This is a genomic window from Bacillus sp. SM2101, from assembly GCF_018588585.1.
GTDB lineage: Bacteria > Bacillota > Bacilli > Bacillales > SM2101 > Nanhaiella > Nanhaiella sioensis.
This window is the reverse complement of record NZ_JAEUFG010000018.1, coordinates 72,136-87,489: the sequence shown is the minus strand read 5'-3', so window position 1 is coordinate 87,489 and position 15,354 is coordinate 72,136. Positions and strand designations below refer to the sequence as shown.

Genomic DNA, 15,354 nt, shown 5'->3' with positions numbered 1-15,354 from the left:
TCATCATAACCTCCACAATATGTATACTTACAATATTATAAGTTTTTCCTATACATCCACATTTCCCCTATTAATTTTACACTATAGAATTAACAATTTGAACGATGAAAAAAGTTAACACATAAAGACGCTTTTCAGAGTTATTTCTGAAAAGCGCCATTGATGTAGTTCATTAATCTATTGGCTTTGGATCAATTGCTACTTGGGGATATCCATAAACATGTCCTACTAATGCATTAAAATACCCTGGTATGTCTTTCAGTGTAAATTCAAGTATATGATTTTCTGTAAATGTTTCGACAGTCATATAGCCATAATCTACTTTTACTCCTTCTCCTTTTAACGCTGCATCTAACATCCATGTATAAGTTAAACTTAATAGATTACCATGAAAGCTGTAAGTAACGATTGCCTTTTCGTGGTCGTAGGGTACTTCCGATTCAGAAGTTTGATTATAAGTAAACCACAGTTCTCTTAAGGTTTTGTCAGAGAGGCTAAACTCTCCCTCATCCTTATAAGATACATTCACATAGTCTTTTCCTACATTGTATGTCAAATCATCATACCAAGCAAAAGCAATTATATCCCCTCTTAGCTGCAACGTTATGTACTTAGCATGATCAAGAACTCTTATTATCGTTACTATCGCCTGCTCTCTCGTTATATGCTTTCGTGGCATAAATTGTCCATTAGATCCCTGCATAAGCTCCAAATTGTAGGCTGCACTTACAGCTGGTATAGCCCAATCTCCTATTTGATCATAATCTGAATAGCCCATTTCTTTCTCTGAAGCATAACTGATAATACTAGCATAGTGTACTGTATTTATCAGCATTTGTGCAGCTTGTTCACGTGTGATATAAGCATCTGGTGAAAAGGTCGTATCAGATGTACCATTCACACTGCCAATTATATAGGCAAGCTTGACATGATCTAAATCCGTATCCTCAAAAGGTTGATCAATCGTCACTCTTTCAAGTACCATCTCTTTTGTCCATTCATATGACCTTTCGACCATTTCTAACTTTTTAAAAGCTACATTTACTAATAACTCCGCAAATTCCTCCCGTGTAATTGGATCAGCATAATTGGATTGCATTCGTTCTGGTACAATTCCTAAATCAATACCTCTTTGAATCGTATCTTTTGACCAAGCACTTGGCTGGTCTCCAGCTGCAAATACAGATGTAGATGGAAGTAACAACATTAATGATATTATAACTACTAACGTTTTCTTCAACATAATTTACCCTCGCTTTTCCCATGTAATATAAATTATAAATACTTTTACAATATCAAACTTACATTCATTTATTTACCAATATAATTATATGAAAGGGATTACTCTAAGTAAATAATAACTTAGAGATTAAGACTCTTTAATTCACCTGTTCTAAAGAAGGTTGATCTTCGACAATATGGCCCTAGTGCGGAATAAGATTACTAACATTTTTAAACAACTTTTATTATTCTTAGACAAAAAGAAGTTAATGGCTATTGATACATTGGTTGAATAACATTTTTTTGAATTTAAAATATCAGAGAGATATTAGAGGTGATGAAAAACACAAATGTTGAAGTGTTAGAGCCAACCATCGAAGTAGTCCTGACTTACATTGACATTGCTCAATGCAAGTCATTTTTAGGACATACACTGAACAAGCATAATAATATAAAGATAAAAATTTGAGGATATTTGTAGAGTTGATTTCGGAAGTAGCATCATTGTACAAATAAGTTAACAGCCCCACAAACAAGAATTGGTGTAGGACTGTTTTTCTTGGTAGTTATTTAAATGCATTTGAGTATTTAAAATTATACTAGTGAATTGTATTGAATGCTTTCAATTGCTAGATGTAGCATTTATTTTACTTGAAGGATTTGATTCGAGATCAAGGATATATAGTAAAATATACCTTGATCATCGCTTTGTATCTATTAATAAACTATGCATGTACTTTAAGGTGTTTCGCTTCTCATAATTAATATTATATAAAGGAGATTACTTAGGTCGTAGCCGCATGTTGGTGGAGACTCCCCAGCATGATCAGCGTATAATTACCTTTCCTCTCGAGGGATAAGAAATAAATAGGAAAGTGCCGCGCTTGCACCTGAACCTACGATAACCATTCCCATTGGTATGGCAGTGTGTTCCCCTCCTATTCCAACAAGTGGTGCTGCGAATGCACCTAATGCTAGTGACATCACTCCTAATAGGGCTGCTGCACTTCCTGCATTCTTTCCTTGTTTTTGCATAGCTAGTGAAAATCCAGATGTACTTACAATCCCGACACTTGATACAACAAAAAATAGTGGGATTAGAAGGAAAATTAACCTAGCATCTAGGAGAATCAACACAAATAAAAATATCCCCCCAAATAATGAAGTAGCTAACCCAAAAAGAAAAAGCCTTGACTCATGTATTCGTCCTGCTAACTTCCCTGTGGTCTGACTAGCAATCATGATGCCTAATCCATTTATTGCAAAGATGAGACTGAACATTTGTGGTGATTCGCCATAAATATTCTGCACCACAAAGGGAGAACCAGATATATAAGCAAACATGGCAGCGAAGACAAACCCTTGAGCTAATGCAAAACCTATGAAGGTTCGGTCCAAAATAAGATTTCGGAAAGTAATAAAGGTATTTTTTATTCCCCCAACTGACCGCCTATCGTCATGAAGGGTTTCCGGTAAGCCTAATAGGACGACAAAAAACATCACTAAACCTATAATACTTAATAAAATAAATACACCTTGCCATGGGACTATTTTTAATAACTGTGCTCCTAATACTGGAGCCAAAATAGGTGCAATACCATTGATTAATGCAAGCAATGCATAGAACTTGGTAAGTTCTGTGCCGGAATACAAATCCCGAACAACCGCTCTTGATATAACAATACCCGCTGAACCTGCCAACCCTTGAATAAAGCGTAATACAATTAATGTCCAGATAGAAGGACTGAAAACACATAAAAGGGAAACAACAAAATAGGTGATTAATCCAATTAATAATGGTAAACGTCGCCCCCGGACATCACTGATTGGTCCGGCTAAAAGCTGACCAAATGCTAAACCAAGTAAGAAAAAAGTCAGGCTAAGTTGGACTAGTGATGGACTTACGTTAAAATCCTTGGCTATATCAGGAAGTGCTGGCAAGTACATATCAATGGATAACGGTCCAAACCCTGCTAATGTTCCTAGAATTATAGCCATCCATAATCTCTTCGATTTAGAGATTCCTACACGGCTATCAATGAAATGTTTTAATGATTCTCCCATAACATAATTAAACCAACCTTTTCTTTAAACTAGAGTATTAGTATTCGAACTTTTCTCTCCTAACTTATTTATATCATAATTATACACAAATCATTGCCAAAGTGTCTTAAACACATTATTTGGAACTGAAAGTAAATCAATTTATAGATAAAAAAATATAACCTCAGACTTTTGTATTTGTAGCCTTTACTTGACAAACAGGTAGGAAAAAAACACCCAACAATAAGATATTACTAAACTTGAGCATATAAGAAGAAAAAGGTTTCTATAAACCTTTTTCTTAGATTTAACAATATATTAAACATTTTCAGAAAGTAAATGTTTATAATCTTAAAACTCACTACATACAAAATGTAGCTGACCAATTACAAAGAAGAAAATACCTCTAAACTATCGTACCTCTTTGAAACGAGTCGGTCCATATATTTCTAAAAATATTAAAGTTATTAGCTATCAACTTGCAATTCTATTTGATCTTCTTGGGGCAATACATACTAAAAACTGTATATTTTATGCTTGTATTGTGATTTCAAAGGCGTCAGCTAGCTCAACAAAATTAAGCTTTATTCGTCCATGTATAATAAACAAAATTTAACTTCTGATCATTCATTTCAAATTCTTCATCATAGGATTTTGAATGCTTAAATCCGTTTTTCTCTAAAACTTTTTGAGATGTTATGTTATTGGTTGTTGTTTTCGCCTTAACTTGTATTATATCTTGGTCTGTTAATTGTTCTAATAGTAATTTTACTGCTTTTTTAGCCACACCTTTTCTAGCATATAGTTGACCTACTCTATAGCCTAGATGACCAATTTTTTGTGACTTATCAATGTCAACTAGATTTATCCTTCCAACAATAGAACCATCTGTAGATTTAATTAAGTAAAAATATGAACTTCCTTGAGCTTGTGCTTCAAGTAAAGTTTCATGCCTTTTTTTAAAAACCTCAAGCCCATAGTAGTCGTCACCTCTGCTCGGTACCATTTCTTCGAAAAATTTTCTGTTTTGAAGTTCAAACTTATACAAATTGTGTGCATCGGTCACATCTAATTGTTCAATTAATATATCCACGTGTATTATCCACCATTAAATTTGTTATGCTTAAATTATATCTCTTCTTATACTAACCACATCTTTAATTGACTTGCTTATTCAACATTCGGTGAAATAGGTGCTTTTCAATTGCAGAGACAGTTGAGCATATCATTAAAAGAGCTAATAGATTTACCCTGTTACTTTTTCTCTGTTACTCTAGTTAACCAGTCAGTTATATGTGTATCAAAAAGCGCCTTTTGTTCTATTTGTAAGTTATGTCCTGCTTTATCTAAAATTGCAAAAGTAGCTCTTGGAAATTTATCAATTAAATCGAGTGCATCTTTAAACCCAACCATCGAATCTTGTCTTCCAAGAAGAAATACGCTTGGCAGTTCATACAAACCTTGATCTACATCAAAAGTAAAACTATATTGTTGCTTTATCTTTGCTAAAAATTGTTCATCAGCTATATTACACCCAGGTAGTATTTCATTTTGAAATCTATGAAAATTATATTCATCCTGCACGACTGAAATTGAATCAAAACCTTCTCTTTCATCTTCATCTAGTTGCTCTAAAAATTCATTATCTTTATAAATAATGGAATGGTCAGGGAGAGTCCTTTCACTCATTTCAGGAATAATGACTGGACAAATAAATGCAGCTCCGTCTACTTCTTTCTTTTTTTTATGAATAATTCCTCTAGCTATATAGCCGCCATATGATTCCCCCACAACTAAAAAGGACTCGTTTGAAATTAATTTATCAATAAATTCAATGACTATATCTAACATGTCATCCGAGTTTTTGACTTCATTATAATCTTTTGTTTTGCCCATCCCTGGAAGGTCTATATATATTCTTTTGAAACCATCTTTTTGTAAAAATACTGGCTCCATGCATCCTATCATTAGCCTCATATCTGGAGAAAAGCCATGAATCATAATAATAGGTTTTCCAGTTCCGTATGCTTGATAATGAAGTTTTACATCCTTAACTCTTAACTCTGGCATGTTTTTCTTCACTCCTCCAAAACGAACGTATATTCTATATCATCATGTATACATTTATATTGTCGAAAAAATTTAAATATAGCTTAATCTATGTAACTCATTATGAGGGTTTATCAGTTTTATATGTGCATAAATTCTAGTTATAAGTTAGATCAATAAAAAAGTTTTTTTTGCCTCCAACCCATTTTGTCTTCCATTTAATATCTTTTAATCTGTTATATTTTTAATAACAGCCATCTCTTTTCCAAATCTATCACCATTATCAACAAATCCCAAACTTGCATACAAATGGTGAGCTCCCGAATTTTCAGGATTATAACCTACAATAATTCTTTTTGCATCCAATAATTTAATCATCTCTAATATCATTAACTTAGTTGCTTCCTTACCTATGCCCTTACCTTGAAAATTCTTATCAATCATTATTCTATAAATCCAATAACCATCAAGTTCTTCTTTTACAGAATTATACATTAAGAAACCTACTAATTTATCTTCGAAATAGATCGCGTAAGGTTTTAATGTAGATTCAAACTTTGATTGAGCTATAGAAATTGCATTTGGTTCCATATATTTTTCTTGTTCCTTTGATACTTCTAATTGACAGCAATCATACCAGTTTTCTGAATTTAATTTTTCAAGCCTTACATTGACATTATTCAAAAGAAATTCCCCTTTCAAATTTGGAGAAACGTAAATCAATCTTTGTTAATTTTAGCGTTCATCCGTTTATGTTGAGAGATGAGTTTGTTTGAGAATCTCTCGTAGCATTCATCCCTTAGTTTATTGAATGAATTTTTAAACTTTTACAATTATACCATATTCTCCTGTACTAATATTTCCTTTGCTTTCTCCAATTCATCAGTACTTTCTATATAAAGTCGTCGAAATCGGTTCATCCAAAACTTACACTATTAATTATTGTAAAAGAAAAGAATTTTTCCCTTCTTCAAAAATGCACCAAATTTCACTTTGTCAAACAATCATCTCGTTAATCTATATTGGATAGCTTATATACAGGTTAAGGAAATTTCCATATTACGACTCACAATTCCTTAATTCTATACTAAATTAGGGAGCTTCCCTCTTTTCATCCTCCATGTTATTGATGTTTGCTATAGCTTCTATGCCTTTCTACTTTACAACTCTAACTAGGTTTATTCAATTTTTAGTCAAACAAAAAAATAAAAGAAGTGTTAGCATAAAAACCAACACTTCTCTCATATTCCCCTCGTGCAATCATCATCATTTCCTTATTATTTGAAGTTTGTTTATCTTGAAATAACCAGCCGAACAACTGTATGCAGCTTCCACCACAAACCGCCACTTTCAAGTCACGGAAAGTAAAAACTGAAGTATATATTTTGACATCTATCGTTTCAACTTCACAACTTATAATGGTTTATTTATCCATTTTAGTCCAAGCATAAGTAACGAACGCACTGTCATTAATATACTTCAAACATTACTTAAAGCATTAATAACAGTTAAGATAAACAAAGAATTTGGACATTTCTTGGTAAACACTTTTTAAAACTTTATGGATTAACTTCATTACCTGTTAAACCAAAAGCACCTTCACCAGGCAAATAGCTTCATCAAAGAAAATTGTACCTTTAAAGGTCGCTACGTATTACCATATCTATTTATACAGATTTTTGATTTATTGAATTTGTTAAAACTTTACCTCTACGAGACCAAATGACAGCAGGTATTAGAAGCAAGGAAAGTAATCCTCCACCCAATGATAATGTAAGAAAGCTTGTATTTGCCACTACTACACCCGAAAGAGCACCACCAGAAGCTCCTGCTAATGCAATAAAAACATCAAGTGTCCCTTGTGTTTTTGCACGAGTTGATGGCTCAGTAGAATCAACTATTTGTGCAGTACCACTGATTAAACCAAAGTTCCATCCCAAACCAAGTAAAGAAAGGGCTATTACTAAGAGAATCATTGAATCACTTGGCGCGAATGCGGCTAATAAGCCAGCGAATAACAATGTAATACCCGAAGCTATGCTCATCGCTGTTCGACCAACTTTATCAACAAGTACCCCTGTAATAAGTGATGGTAAGTACATTGATCCTATATGAAATCCAATAACAATGCCGATTGCAGCTAAACCATGACCATTATGTTGCATATGCACTGGTGTCATCGTCATAATTGCTATCATTACAATTTGTGTTAGAACCATAACCGTTGCACCGACAGCAAGACCTCTTTTATTATTAGTGTTATTAGGAGAATACGATTTATTTGCTTGGGCATTCTCTTGTTTATAAGCTGCTATCTTTTTTGCAATATCTAAGGGATCAGGGCGTAACATAATAAATAGTACAAGACCTGCTAAGATAAATGCTGCAGCAGATAATATAAAGGGGCCTGAAAGAGCTGGAACACCAATGAAAAGAGCAAAATCACCCATAATTTCAACTAAATTGGGACCAGCAACAGCTCCGAACGTTGTCATGACCATTGTAGTACTGATTGCAGTAGCTCGTTGTTTACTGTTTGCTAAATCCGTCCCTGCATAACGGGCTTGTAAATTTGTTGCAGTACCTGCTCCATAAATTAGGAGCGAAGCAAATAAAAGAATAACATTATTCATTAGGGCAGCAATCACAACTCCAATTGATCCGAGTCCACCTACAATAAAACCTGTCGATAGTCCTGTACGACGTCCATATCGCTGAGAGAGTCTTCCTACGATTAGTGCTGCTCCTGCTGATCCTATAGTAATGAGGGCTGACGGAACTCCTGCATAAGCATCCGTTCCGAGCATTTGTTGGGCCAAAAGTGCACCTACTGTAATCCCCGCCGCAAGCCCTGCTCCTCCAAATATTTGTGATAGACTCACAACAAACAACACTCGTTTATATAACTTTTTAAGTTTTTCTGGTGAATTTATATAACTCTCAATCGGATCTTGTTCTTTACTTAACACTCATTATCACCTTCTTGTATTTAGTCATTTATATTGATAGTGCCTTACCATCCTTAAACCATCTTACAAATGTACTATTTAAGTAATTGTACATAAAGATATTTTTTATTTCAGCAGCTCCACCCATGAGAAAAGTATTTCTCTATGTCCAGAATTATTGCAGCATTTGCACATATAGAACCTATCCATGCTTCCTTAGTATCTTTTGCCTTCAAAATGAGCGTTAATTTCATTTATCAGCAAATTGCTCCCATTCTCTAACACCATCTTCCAATCGAAATGCATTTATACCTTTTTCCTTAAGAATTTCTACTGCTTTTGCCGACATTAAACAATAAGGTCCCCTGCAATAAGCAACTACATTACTTTTAGCTGGCAAAGATGCAAGTTTAGCTTCCAATTCTTCGATAGGACAAGAAACTGCTCCTGGGATATGGGCCTTTTCATACTCTTCCTTCGGTCTTACATCCAACAGTAAAACCTCACCTTTCTCCATTCGGCCTTTAAGCTCTATAAAAGTTATTCCTTCTATATCAAGTTGATTATTTAAAAACTCTTCTTTAATTTGCTGTACTTGCATATATTGCTTTTCTGATAATGCATGTAATGAAATTAAAAAATTCGAAATTACTTCATCAGCTAGTTCATAAATAACGAAGTTTCCTTCCTTCTTAAATTTAACTAGCTTTGAATTATAAAGAGTTTTCAAGTGCTGAGATACATTAGCAACAGACATTGTTGTACACTTTGCTAAAGCATCCACAGATTTAGGGCCTTGAGATAGCAGGTCAAGAATTTCCAATCGTTTAGGGCTTGATAAACTTTTCCCAATCCTCGCATACTCTTGATATAACATGTCTTTTAAATTACGTTCATTAAGCATGAATAATCCCCTCTCAACTATTCAATAGATTAATTGAATAGTTGAATTATAATCGCAAACATCATCTTTGTAAATTAATTTGCTTACAATAAAGTACTTCCTTTTATATTTTTCATAAAAAGAACTTTCTAACGAATTGATGTCTAATAATTTTCTTAAACCACTGTCTATAAATTTTGCAGTTATAAAAAACCCGTCTATAACCGTTAAATTTATGAATTCCTGTACAGAATTTGATTAGCCTTTCTTTCTTTAATAACTTAACTGCCCTTTTTCCTTCATCCAAAATTATACAGTATAGACCCAAATATTATGTGAGCCGTAAATCATTTACCAATGCTCCACAATCCATCTTAACGAAAAAGATGCATATCTTTTTCAGTATGCTTCAAATTACTGTAAAAGGTTGTTAAAGTAATTCTCCGTCTCCTAGTCCCATCTTTTTAAGACAGTTGTTAAGGACCCTTTGATCAATGCCATTAACAAGAGAATACTTTTATTTATAAATGGTTCTGATGGCTTTTTTTATATCTTCTTTACTTTGCTTAGTAATATCTAAATTCTTAATAAAAAGGTTAAGTGGTAGATCTCCCACCTCATCATGTAATGATGGCTGTTGATAAATAATTTTTTCATACTTTTCATAGTCATTGTTAGCAAAAAATCTGTTTCTTTTGATACAATCTTCCTTTTCTTCTTCTGTATGTACCATTTCTTGTGTTTCTGTTTCTAAGAAAATAGCGCTTAGAGATAAATTCCCTGCTGAGATAGCATCTTTATTTAGTAAATCTTCTAATTTCTCTAGTGTCTTTGAGCCTATTCCCTTACTTTGTATAAGAGGGTTAGTTACGATATATACAATGAACCCTGAGTTTACGTCGGCAAAATAGTGTCCCGTAGCAAATGAAACAAGTTGATTTTCTTTCTTCCCAACTATGAAGTGATAATTATTCGGTCTTCTTTCTTTAGCATATTGTAAGCTTCTTAGAAAAATTTCCTGTGGTTCTCTCACTTCAATAGGAAATACTCGATTATATAGCTCAAAAATCATCTCTAATTCTATAAAATTCTCCTCTATTACTTCAACCCACTTTATCGTCATAACAAACTCCTTCATTTAATATGCCCCTAATTATACCACTAGATCATTTATTGCTTGTTTTATAATCTAGCGTATTACAAACATGCAAGATAATTTTAAGGACATATTTACATATACAGAACACAAAATGAAAAAGCCTGATCTTTCAAAATATGTTTTTTGAAAGATTAGGCTTTGCATCTTAATTAAATCGATTGCACCATTTAATTGAGTAGCGATAGAGTTTTTATTGATTCCTTAATAGTTAAAGAATAATTTGGAGGAACACTTGTAATTTGAATGTTTGTACATAGCTACTTAAATACTAGACAAATTCTATATCTAAACCGCAAATTAAGTGGTCAGAACTTTGAAGAAGTTACGGTAACGTGCTGTGTTGGTCTATGTTAAATACTATTTTGGACACAAAAAATTTAAGTAAATTTTTAGTTATTAGACTTTGAGTTAAGTTATACTAGTTTCACATAATACCTTTATGTACATGTATATTAATGTTTGGGCAGTTGCGCTTATCTAAAACGTGCATTTTGAGCTTTCAGTAAAACTTAAACAGAACATAGTCATTAACTAAAACTCAAAGTTTTTAGCCTTTAAATTCCCAGACTTTAAAACTAGCATTTTGTTCTTGTAGATACCAACCTGACTTAAAATAATATTCATTAAATTTTGATTCGATAGGACATAATACATAAATTGGTAAATAATTGATAGAACGTAACATTTTCTTCAACACCCCTTGCCCCCGAAAACCTTCATTTATAGCAAATTGATATAACGAAATGCTATTGGATGTTTTTTTTCTGTAAAATCGAAATGCACCTACTATTTGATCATCTACTATTGCCACAATCATCTGTTTTCTCAATATGGCTGCTTGAGTTCCTAGAGGGCAAAAAAATTCTTCAGAATAAATACCACTATTATTGTCACATAAATTTCTTTTGAAGAATGACAAGATTTTTGGTGCATCTGTGATATCTGCTAAGGCTACCTTCACCGTTTTTCCTCCTTAATTATGTAGCGTCTCTAATCTTCTCGAAAGGCTACTTCCAATTAGATTGTTTTTTCATACAAGCACGAAAACCTAGATTTTTAGCATCTGTTCTTCTATAAAACGATGACTGTTTGGTAAAACGAGATCTTTATCCCCTAGCTTAGGAATGATCGCAACAAAGTCTAAGAAAAGAGCCTAGCTAAAAGAACTGAAAAACTAGTAATATGTTATCTCTATATACAATTCTATCTAGCTTCATCACAATAATATCAACCTGTTATTTTCCAACTAGCACAAATACATTTTTATCAGGTGATTCCATTACAGCAACATGACCAGACTCCGTTGCAAACGGTTTTTTAATCCATGTTACCTCTGTATTTTTGCTAAGTTCTTGATGAGCTAAATTGACGTCATCTACTAGGATTTCAACATCTGTGACATTGATATTTGGGTCATTTTGTAAAACAAGCTCTGAACTATTTTCTTCTGGGAATTTCAACCCTATGATTGTCCACGTTCCTCCACCATCTAACTTTCTTTCTATTTTCCAGTGTTGTTTTAATCCCAAAGAAAGGTAAAAATTAATAGATTTTTGAATATCATCTGTATAAATTGCAACACATTCTAATTTCTTAAACATAAATTCTCCCCCAAAATGGTATATTTTACTTACAAAAATAATGTACCACCTAATAATGACAATTTATGTCGTAATTAAAATAAACAATGTATTTTCTAATTGAGATGAAAATATAAAAAGGCCTAATTTCTTAATACCACATAAAGAAATTAGGCTTCAATTCAGTTGAATTTTACTAAACAATATATCATTTCCATATACTAATAACGAATTCAGCAAACTTCCTCAAAAAGAAATACGATGAAACACACATGACCATGAATGTGATCATAAATCCCTTCAAATTTTATATACTTCTATGATATTGATTGACCGCTACGGCCTAATCACATAACATACTACAACAATTTTAGAAGATATTATTGCTTAATACTTCCTTAATGGACAATCCCATTCAGATCTAATTGCAGCATCTACATATTCTCTCAAGTATTTTACATCATTTGAATCTAGCTGGATGGGGGCAAGCGTAACATAGCATACGTTAGAGGCATAATTAATTGCAACCCTTATAACCTCACTCTCAGAGGCATCTTCATAAAGACGGTCACAAATAAAATCACCTTTGTGGGGGATTACATTGGAACTAAAATGCTTATATATCTTCTCATATTTGCTATCATCTTGTAACTGTATTATTTGTTTTAGTGCAATCTTCATTGTAAAATTCCCCCTCATTATTTACAAAATATTTTCTATCAACACTATAACTCTAATATATAAAACTAACTATAAGAGCAAGATATCTTTATGACATAATTAAAATAACAATGGCGATTTTCATATCTAATGTTGTTTTATGTATAAAAATGTACACGTATACATCTAGAATTAATGGCATCTTTTCTTCTATAAAACGATGACTGATAAATCTTTTATTTTATGAACAATGGTAACAAAATTTACGAAAAGAGCCTTTGCGTAAAAAGTCAGTCCAACAATATGAGCTCATGACTTTACCTACAATGAAATTTTCTTATTACAACATGTATTTTATAACAAATATGATTGTTTGTAATCTATAACCATACCCACTGTATTTATATAAGCCAAAAGTTTCTTTTAAAGAAAGGCGTTTTTCTATAACAGAAACACGCCACATAATAGATAAACAAAAACTTAATGCCGGATGATTTTACAACGAATTATTGAAGCTTCTTTATTAATTTTGTAAGCTCTTTAAATCTAACATCAAGTTCCTCATACTCTTTGTTATTTGGAGTCTTACAGCTAAGTTTCCCTAAAACTTCTTGTCGTTCAGTTTCAAGTTTTAAACGTAATTCTTCATTATCATCTCTTTTGGATAACGATTCTTTCTCATTAATTTGCTTATAAATAGTATGATTTGAAAATATGAGTTTAGCATTTGTTGTTCTATCAAGAAAATAACGATCATGTGACACAACCAATAGAGTGCCTTTATATATTTCTAATGTTTCTTCAAGTTGTTCACGAGAAGGCAAATCTAAATGATTCGTTGGTTCATCTAGGATAAGTACATCTTTTTCTTCTAGAATATATTTCATTAATTTACACTTCACACGCTCACCCATGCTCATGTTCTCAATTGGTTCTGTCCACTGACGATCAAGAAATCCTAAATGTTTCATTAAATTACGTACGTGCCCTCTCTCTTCAAATGACTCTTTGTCGAATAACTGTTTGGGAGTTTGAAAAAGGGGCAAGTCGAATACTTCTTGAGTCAAATAGCCGATATTTGCTGCTGGAGAAACCCATATATCACCTTTAGTAACTATTTCTTTTCCGGCTATCATATTCAAAAACGTAGTTTTTCCACTACCATTTGGACCAATAACTGAAACCTTTTCACCATGCTGAATGGTAAAGTTAGCATTCTTAAAAAGATTGTGTCCTTCAAAAGATTTTGCTAAATCTTTAACTTCTAAGAACCGCTTTCCGACTTTATGGTTTGCTTTTAATGAAAAATTTATTTGGTATTCTGCCTTAGGTGCCTCAACTTTTATCTTTTCAAGTTCTTTTGCAAGTCGTTTTTCTTTTGATTTTACTTGTGAATCCATTCGCTTAGCTTTCACTCGATAATATTCTTTAAAGCCTTCCTGTTTTGTTGATTGCGCATGAGCAGACTTTGCCCACAATGTTAGTTGGCTCATTTGACCTTCTATTCGTTTTATCATTTTTTGTTGTTTCTCATATTCACGTTGTTGAGTTAGTCGCTCACTTTCACGATATTCCAAAAAACTGGTGTAGTTACCACAATGACTAATAAGTGTTTGATTTTCAATTGACCATATTTTTGTTACTACTTTATCCAAAAAATAACGATTATGTGATACGAGAATAATAGTACCCTTATAACTTTTAAACTTTCTTATAAGGAAGTCCAAACTCTGTTCATCCAAGTGGTTTGTTGGTTCATCGAGCAATAAAATGTCAGCATTTTTGGCTAAACCTTTGGCAAGGCGTGCTTTTAATTTTTCTCCCCCACTTAAATTCAAGTATTCACAGTTTGGAACATTCCAACTCTTTAATAACACTTCCTCTTGAGGTGTAACCTCACCAAGAAAATAAGACTCTTTTTCTTGTTCAACCATAGTAATTGTAAGATCATTTTGTACGTGTTTTATATGTCCTCTTGTTGATTGAAGGCCACCGTTCAGTAATTGTAATAAAGTTGATTTACCGGCACCGTTTTTACCTATGATTCCGATAACATCCCCTTGTTGTACATTCGTATTTATATTTTCAAAAATAATATGATCTTCAATTTCAACTTTTATTTTTTGTAATTGCAGTAGTTCTAACATAAAGGATCACCCTTCTTTTTCAGGGAGAATAAAAAATCCTCCCAAATAATTTTGGAAGGATTAGTCAAAAAGCATTTTGCCGTACTTAAAAAAGCTACTTACCATTATAGCTCTTCAATATATAGAAAAATGGGCAGACTAATCCTAAGTTTTTATTATTTGAAATATAAAATTTCAAAAGTTAAAAGTAGGGTTAGTTAACCATTGTCCACCCATCATTCCTTTCGTCTAATAGTACTTACAATTTTAACACTGTACCAAGGGTTATTCAACAATTTGTAAATATATGAAAAAATGAATCTTCCTTTTTTCCAGACTAATTCCAGCTTGTTATATTAGATGCTTCATAAATGATCTTGATTTAAAACACTTAACTTATTTTTTGGAGGTGGTGTCATTTGTAATGAAAATGGCAATTGCTTTTGATGGTTCAATCCATTTTAGAAAGTGGTCTTTTTCTATTGGTTTACTTGCTTCCTTACCAATATCACATATATATAAATATCTTTCACTGAGATAGTACTTACATTCATTTATTAGAAAAAAACACCTATTAGCACATCCTATAAAATCACCAGTTTTAATGTCCATTCCCATCTCTTCTTAAACATTCCTCGTGTGTCTCGTTTCCGTATATTCTAAAATTCTTCTTAATCTATGCTTT

Annotated in this window: 14 protein-coding genes; all 14 read right to left on the bottom strand. The window is 32.6% G+C overall.

Annotated elements, in window-relative coordinates:
- Nucleotides 1–172: 172 nt before the first annotated feature.
- Nucleotides 173–1,243 carry an S-layer homology domain-containing protein gene (locus tag JM172_RS16835; protein WP_214483537.1) on the bottom strand — a complete coding sequence of 357 codons (1,071 nt, stop codon included), beginning with the start codon at nt 1,241–1,243 and terminating at the stop codon, nt 173–175.
- An 815-nt stretch (nt 1,244–2,058) separates the two neighbouring features.
- Nucleotides 2,059–3,285, bottom strand: coding sequence for a multidrug effflux MFS transporter (locus tag JM172_RS16830; RefSeq protein WP_214483536.1), 1,227 nt, complete (start codon nt 3,283–3,285; stop codon nt 2,059–2,061).
- A gap of 556 nt (nt 3,286–3,841) precedes the next feature.
- The gene (locus JM172_RS16825; protein WP_214483535.1) at nt 3,842–4,357 is read right to left on the bottom strand and encodes a GNAT family N-acetyltransferase; all 516 of its coding nucleotides are present in this window, start codon (nt 4,355–4,357) and stop codon (nt 3,842–3,844) included.
- Nucleotides 4,358–4,518: 161 nt separating this feature from the next.
- Nucleotides 4,519–5,334, bottom strand: a complete 816-nt coding sequence (locus tag JM172_RS16820; RefSeq protein WP_214483534.1) for an alpha/beta fold hydrolase — start codon at nt 5,332–5,334, stop codon at nt 4,519–4,521.
- 207 nt (nt 5,335–5,541) lie between these two features.
- Nucleotides 5,542–5,997 (bottom strand): GNAT family N-acetyltransferase, encoded by a 456-nt coding sequence (locus tag JM172_RS16815; protein ID WP_214483533.1) that lies wholly within the window; start codon nt 5,995–5,997, stop codon nt 5,542–5,544.
- A gap of 505 nt (nt 5,998–6,502) precedes the next feature.
- The gene (locus tag JM172_RS16810) at nt 6,503–6,667 is read right to left on the bottom strand and encodes a hypothetical protein (protein ID WP_214483532.1); all 165 of its coding nucleotides are present in this window, start codon (nt 6,665–6,667) and stop codon (nt 6,503–6,505) included.
- A gap of 313 nt (nt 6,668–6,980) precedes the next feature.
- Entirely contained in the window at nt 6,981–8,282 is a 1,302-nt protein-coding gene (locus tag JM172_RS16805; RefSeq protein WP_214483531.1) for an MFS transporter, read from the bottom strand.
- Nucleotides 8,283–8,511: 229 nt separating this feature from the next.
- Complete coding sequence (locus JM172_RS16800) at nt 8,512–9,165, bottom strand: ArsR/SmtB family transcription factor (protein WP_214483530.1); 654 nt, start codon at nt 9,163–9,165, stop codon at nt 8,512–8,514.
- Nucleotides 9,166–9,661: 496 nt separating this feature from the next.
- Nucleotides 9,662–10,282, bottom strand: coding sequence for a GNAT family N-acetyltransferase (locus JM172_RS16795; RefSeq protein WP_250886723.1), 621 nt, complete (start codon nt 10,280–10,282; stop codon nt 9,662–9,664).
- A gap of 568 nt (nt 10,283–10,850) precedes the next feature.
- Nucleotides 10,851–11,264 carry a GNAT family N-acetyltransferase gene (locus tag JM172_RS16790; RefSeq protein ID WP_214483529.1) on the bottom strand — a complete coding sequence of 138 codons (414 nt, stop codon included), beginning with the start codon at nt 11,262–11,264 and terminating at the stop codon, nt 10,851–10,853.
- 274 nt (nt 11,265–11,538) lie between these two features.
- On the bottom strand, nt 11,539–11,904 hold the full coding sequence (locus JM172_RS16785; RefSeq protein ID WP_214483528.1) for a VOC family protein: 366 nt from the start codon (nt 11,902–11,904) through the stop codon (nt 11,539–11,541).
- A gap of 366 nt (nt 11,905–12,270) precedes the next feature.
- Nucleotides 12,271–12,564 carry a hypothetical protein gene (locus tag JM172_RS16780; protein ID WP_214483527.1) on the bottom strand — a complete coding sequence of 98 codons (294 nt, stop codon included), beginning with the start codon at nt 12,562–12,564 and terminating at the stop codon, nt 12,271–12,273.
- 485 nt (nt 12,565–13,049) lie between these two features.
- Nucleotides 13,050–14,690 carry a ribosomal protection-like ABC-F family protein gene (gene abc-f, locus JM172_RS16775; RefSeq protein WP_214483526.1) on the bottom strand — a complete coding sequence of 547 codons (1,641 nt, stop codon included), beginning with the start codon at nt 14,688–14,690 and terminating at the stop codon, nt 13,050–13,052.
- Nucleotides 14,691–15,065: 375 nt separating this feature from the next.
- Nucleotides 15,066–15,281: an NUDIX hydrolase gene (locus JM172_RS16770; protein ID WP_214483525.1), complete on the bottom strand. Its 216-nt coding sequence runs from the start codon at nt 15,279–15,281 to the stop codon at nt 15,066–15,068.
- Nucleotides 15,282–15,354 lie beyond the last annotated feature (73 nt).

Coding starts and splice junctions, on each gene's coding strand:
- JM172_RS16795 (WP_250886723.1), bottom strand. CDS start 10,282: ATGAAGGAGTTTGTTATGACGATAAAGTGGGTTGAAGTAATAGAGGAG.
- JM172_RS16780 (WP_214483527.1), bottom strand. CDS start 12,564: ATGAAGATTGCACTAAAACAAATAATACAGTTACAAGATGATAGCAAA.
- JM172_RS16835 (WP_214483537.1), bottom strand. CDS start 1,243: ATGTTGAAGAAAACGTTAGTAGTTATAATATCATTAATGTTGTTACTT.
- JM172_RS16770 (WP_214483525.1), bottom strand. CDS start 15,281: ATGGACATTAAAACTGGTGATTTTATAGGATGTGCTAATAGGTGTTTT.
- JM172_RS16800 (WP_214483530.1), bottom strand. CDS start 9,165: ATGCTTAATGAACGTAATTTAAAAGACATGTTATATCAAGAGTATGCG.
- abc-f (WP_214483526.1), bottom strand. CDS start 14,690: ATGTTAGAACTACTGCAATTACAAAAAATAAAAGTTGAAATTGAAGAT.
- JM172_RS16830 (WP_214483536.1), bottom strand. CDS start 3,285: ATGGGAGAATCATTAAAACATTTCATTGATAGCCGTGTAGGAATCTCT.
- JM172_RS16785 (WP_214483528.1), bottom strand. CDS start 11,904: ATGTTTAAGAAATTAGAATGTGTTGCAATTTATACAGATGATATTCAA.
- JM172_RS16820 (WP_214483534.1), bottom strand. CDS start 5,334: ATGCCAGAGTTAAGAGTTAAGGATGTAAAACTTCATTATCAAGCATAC.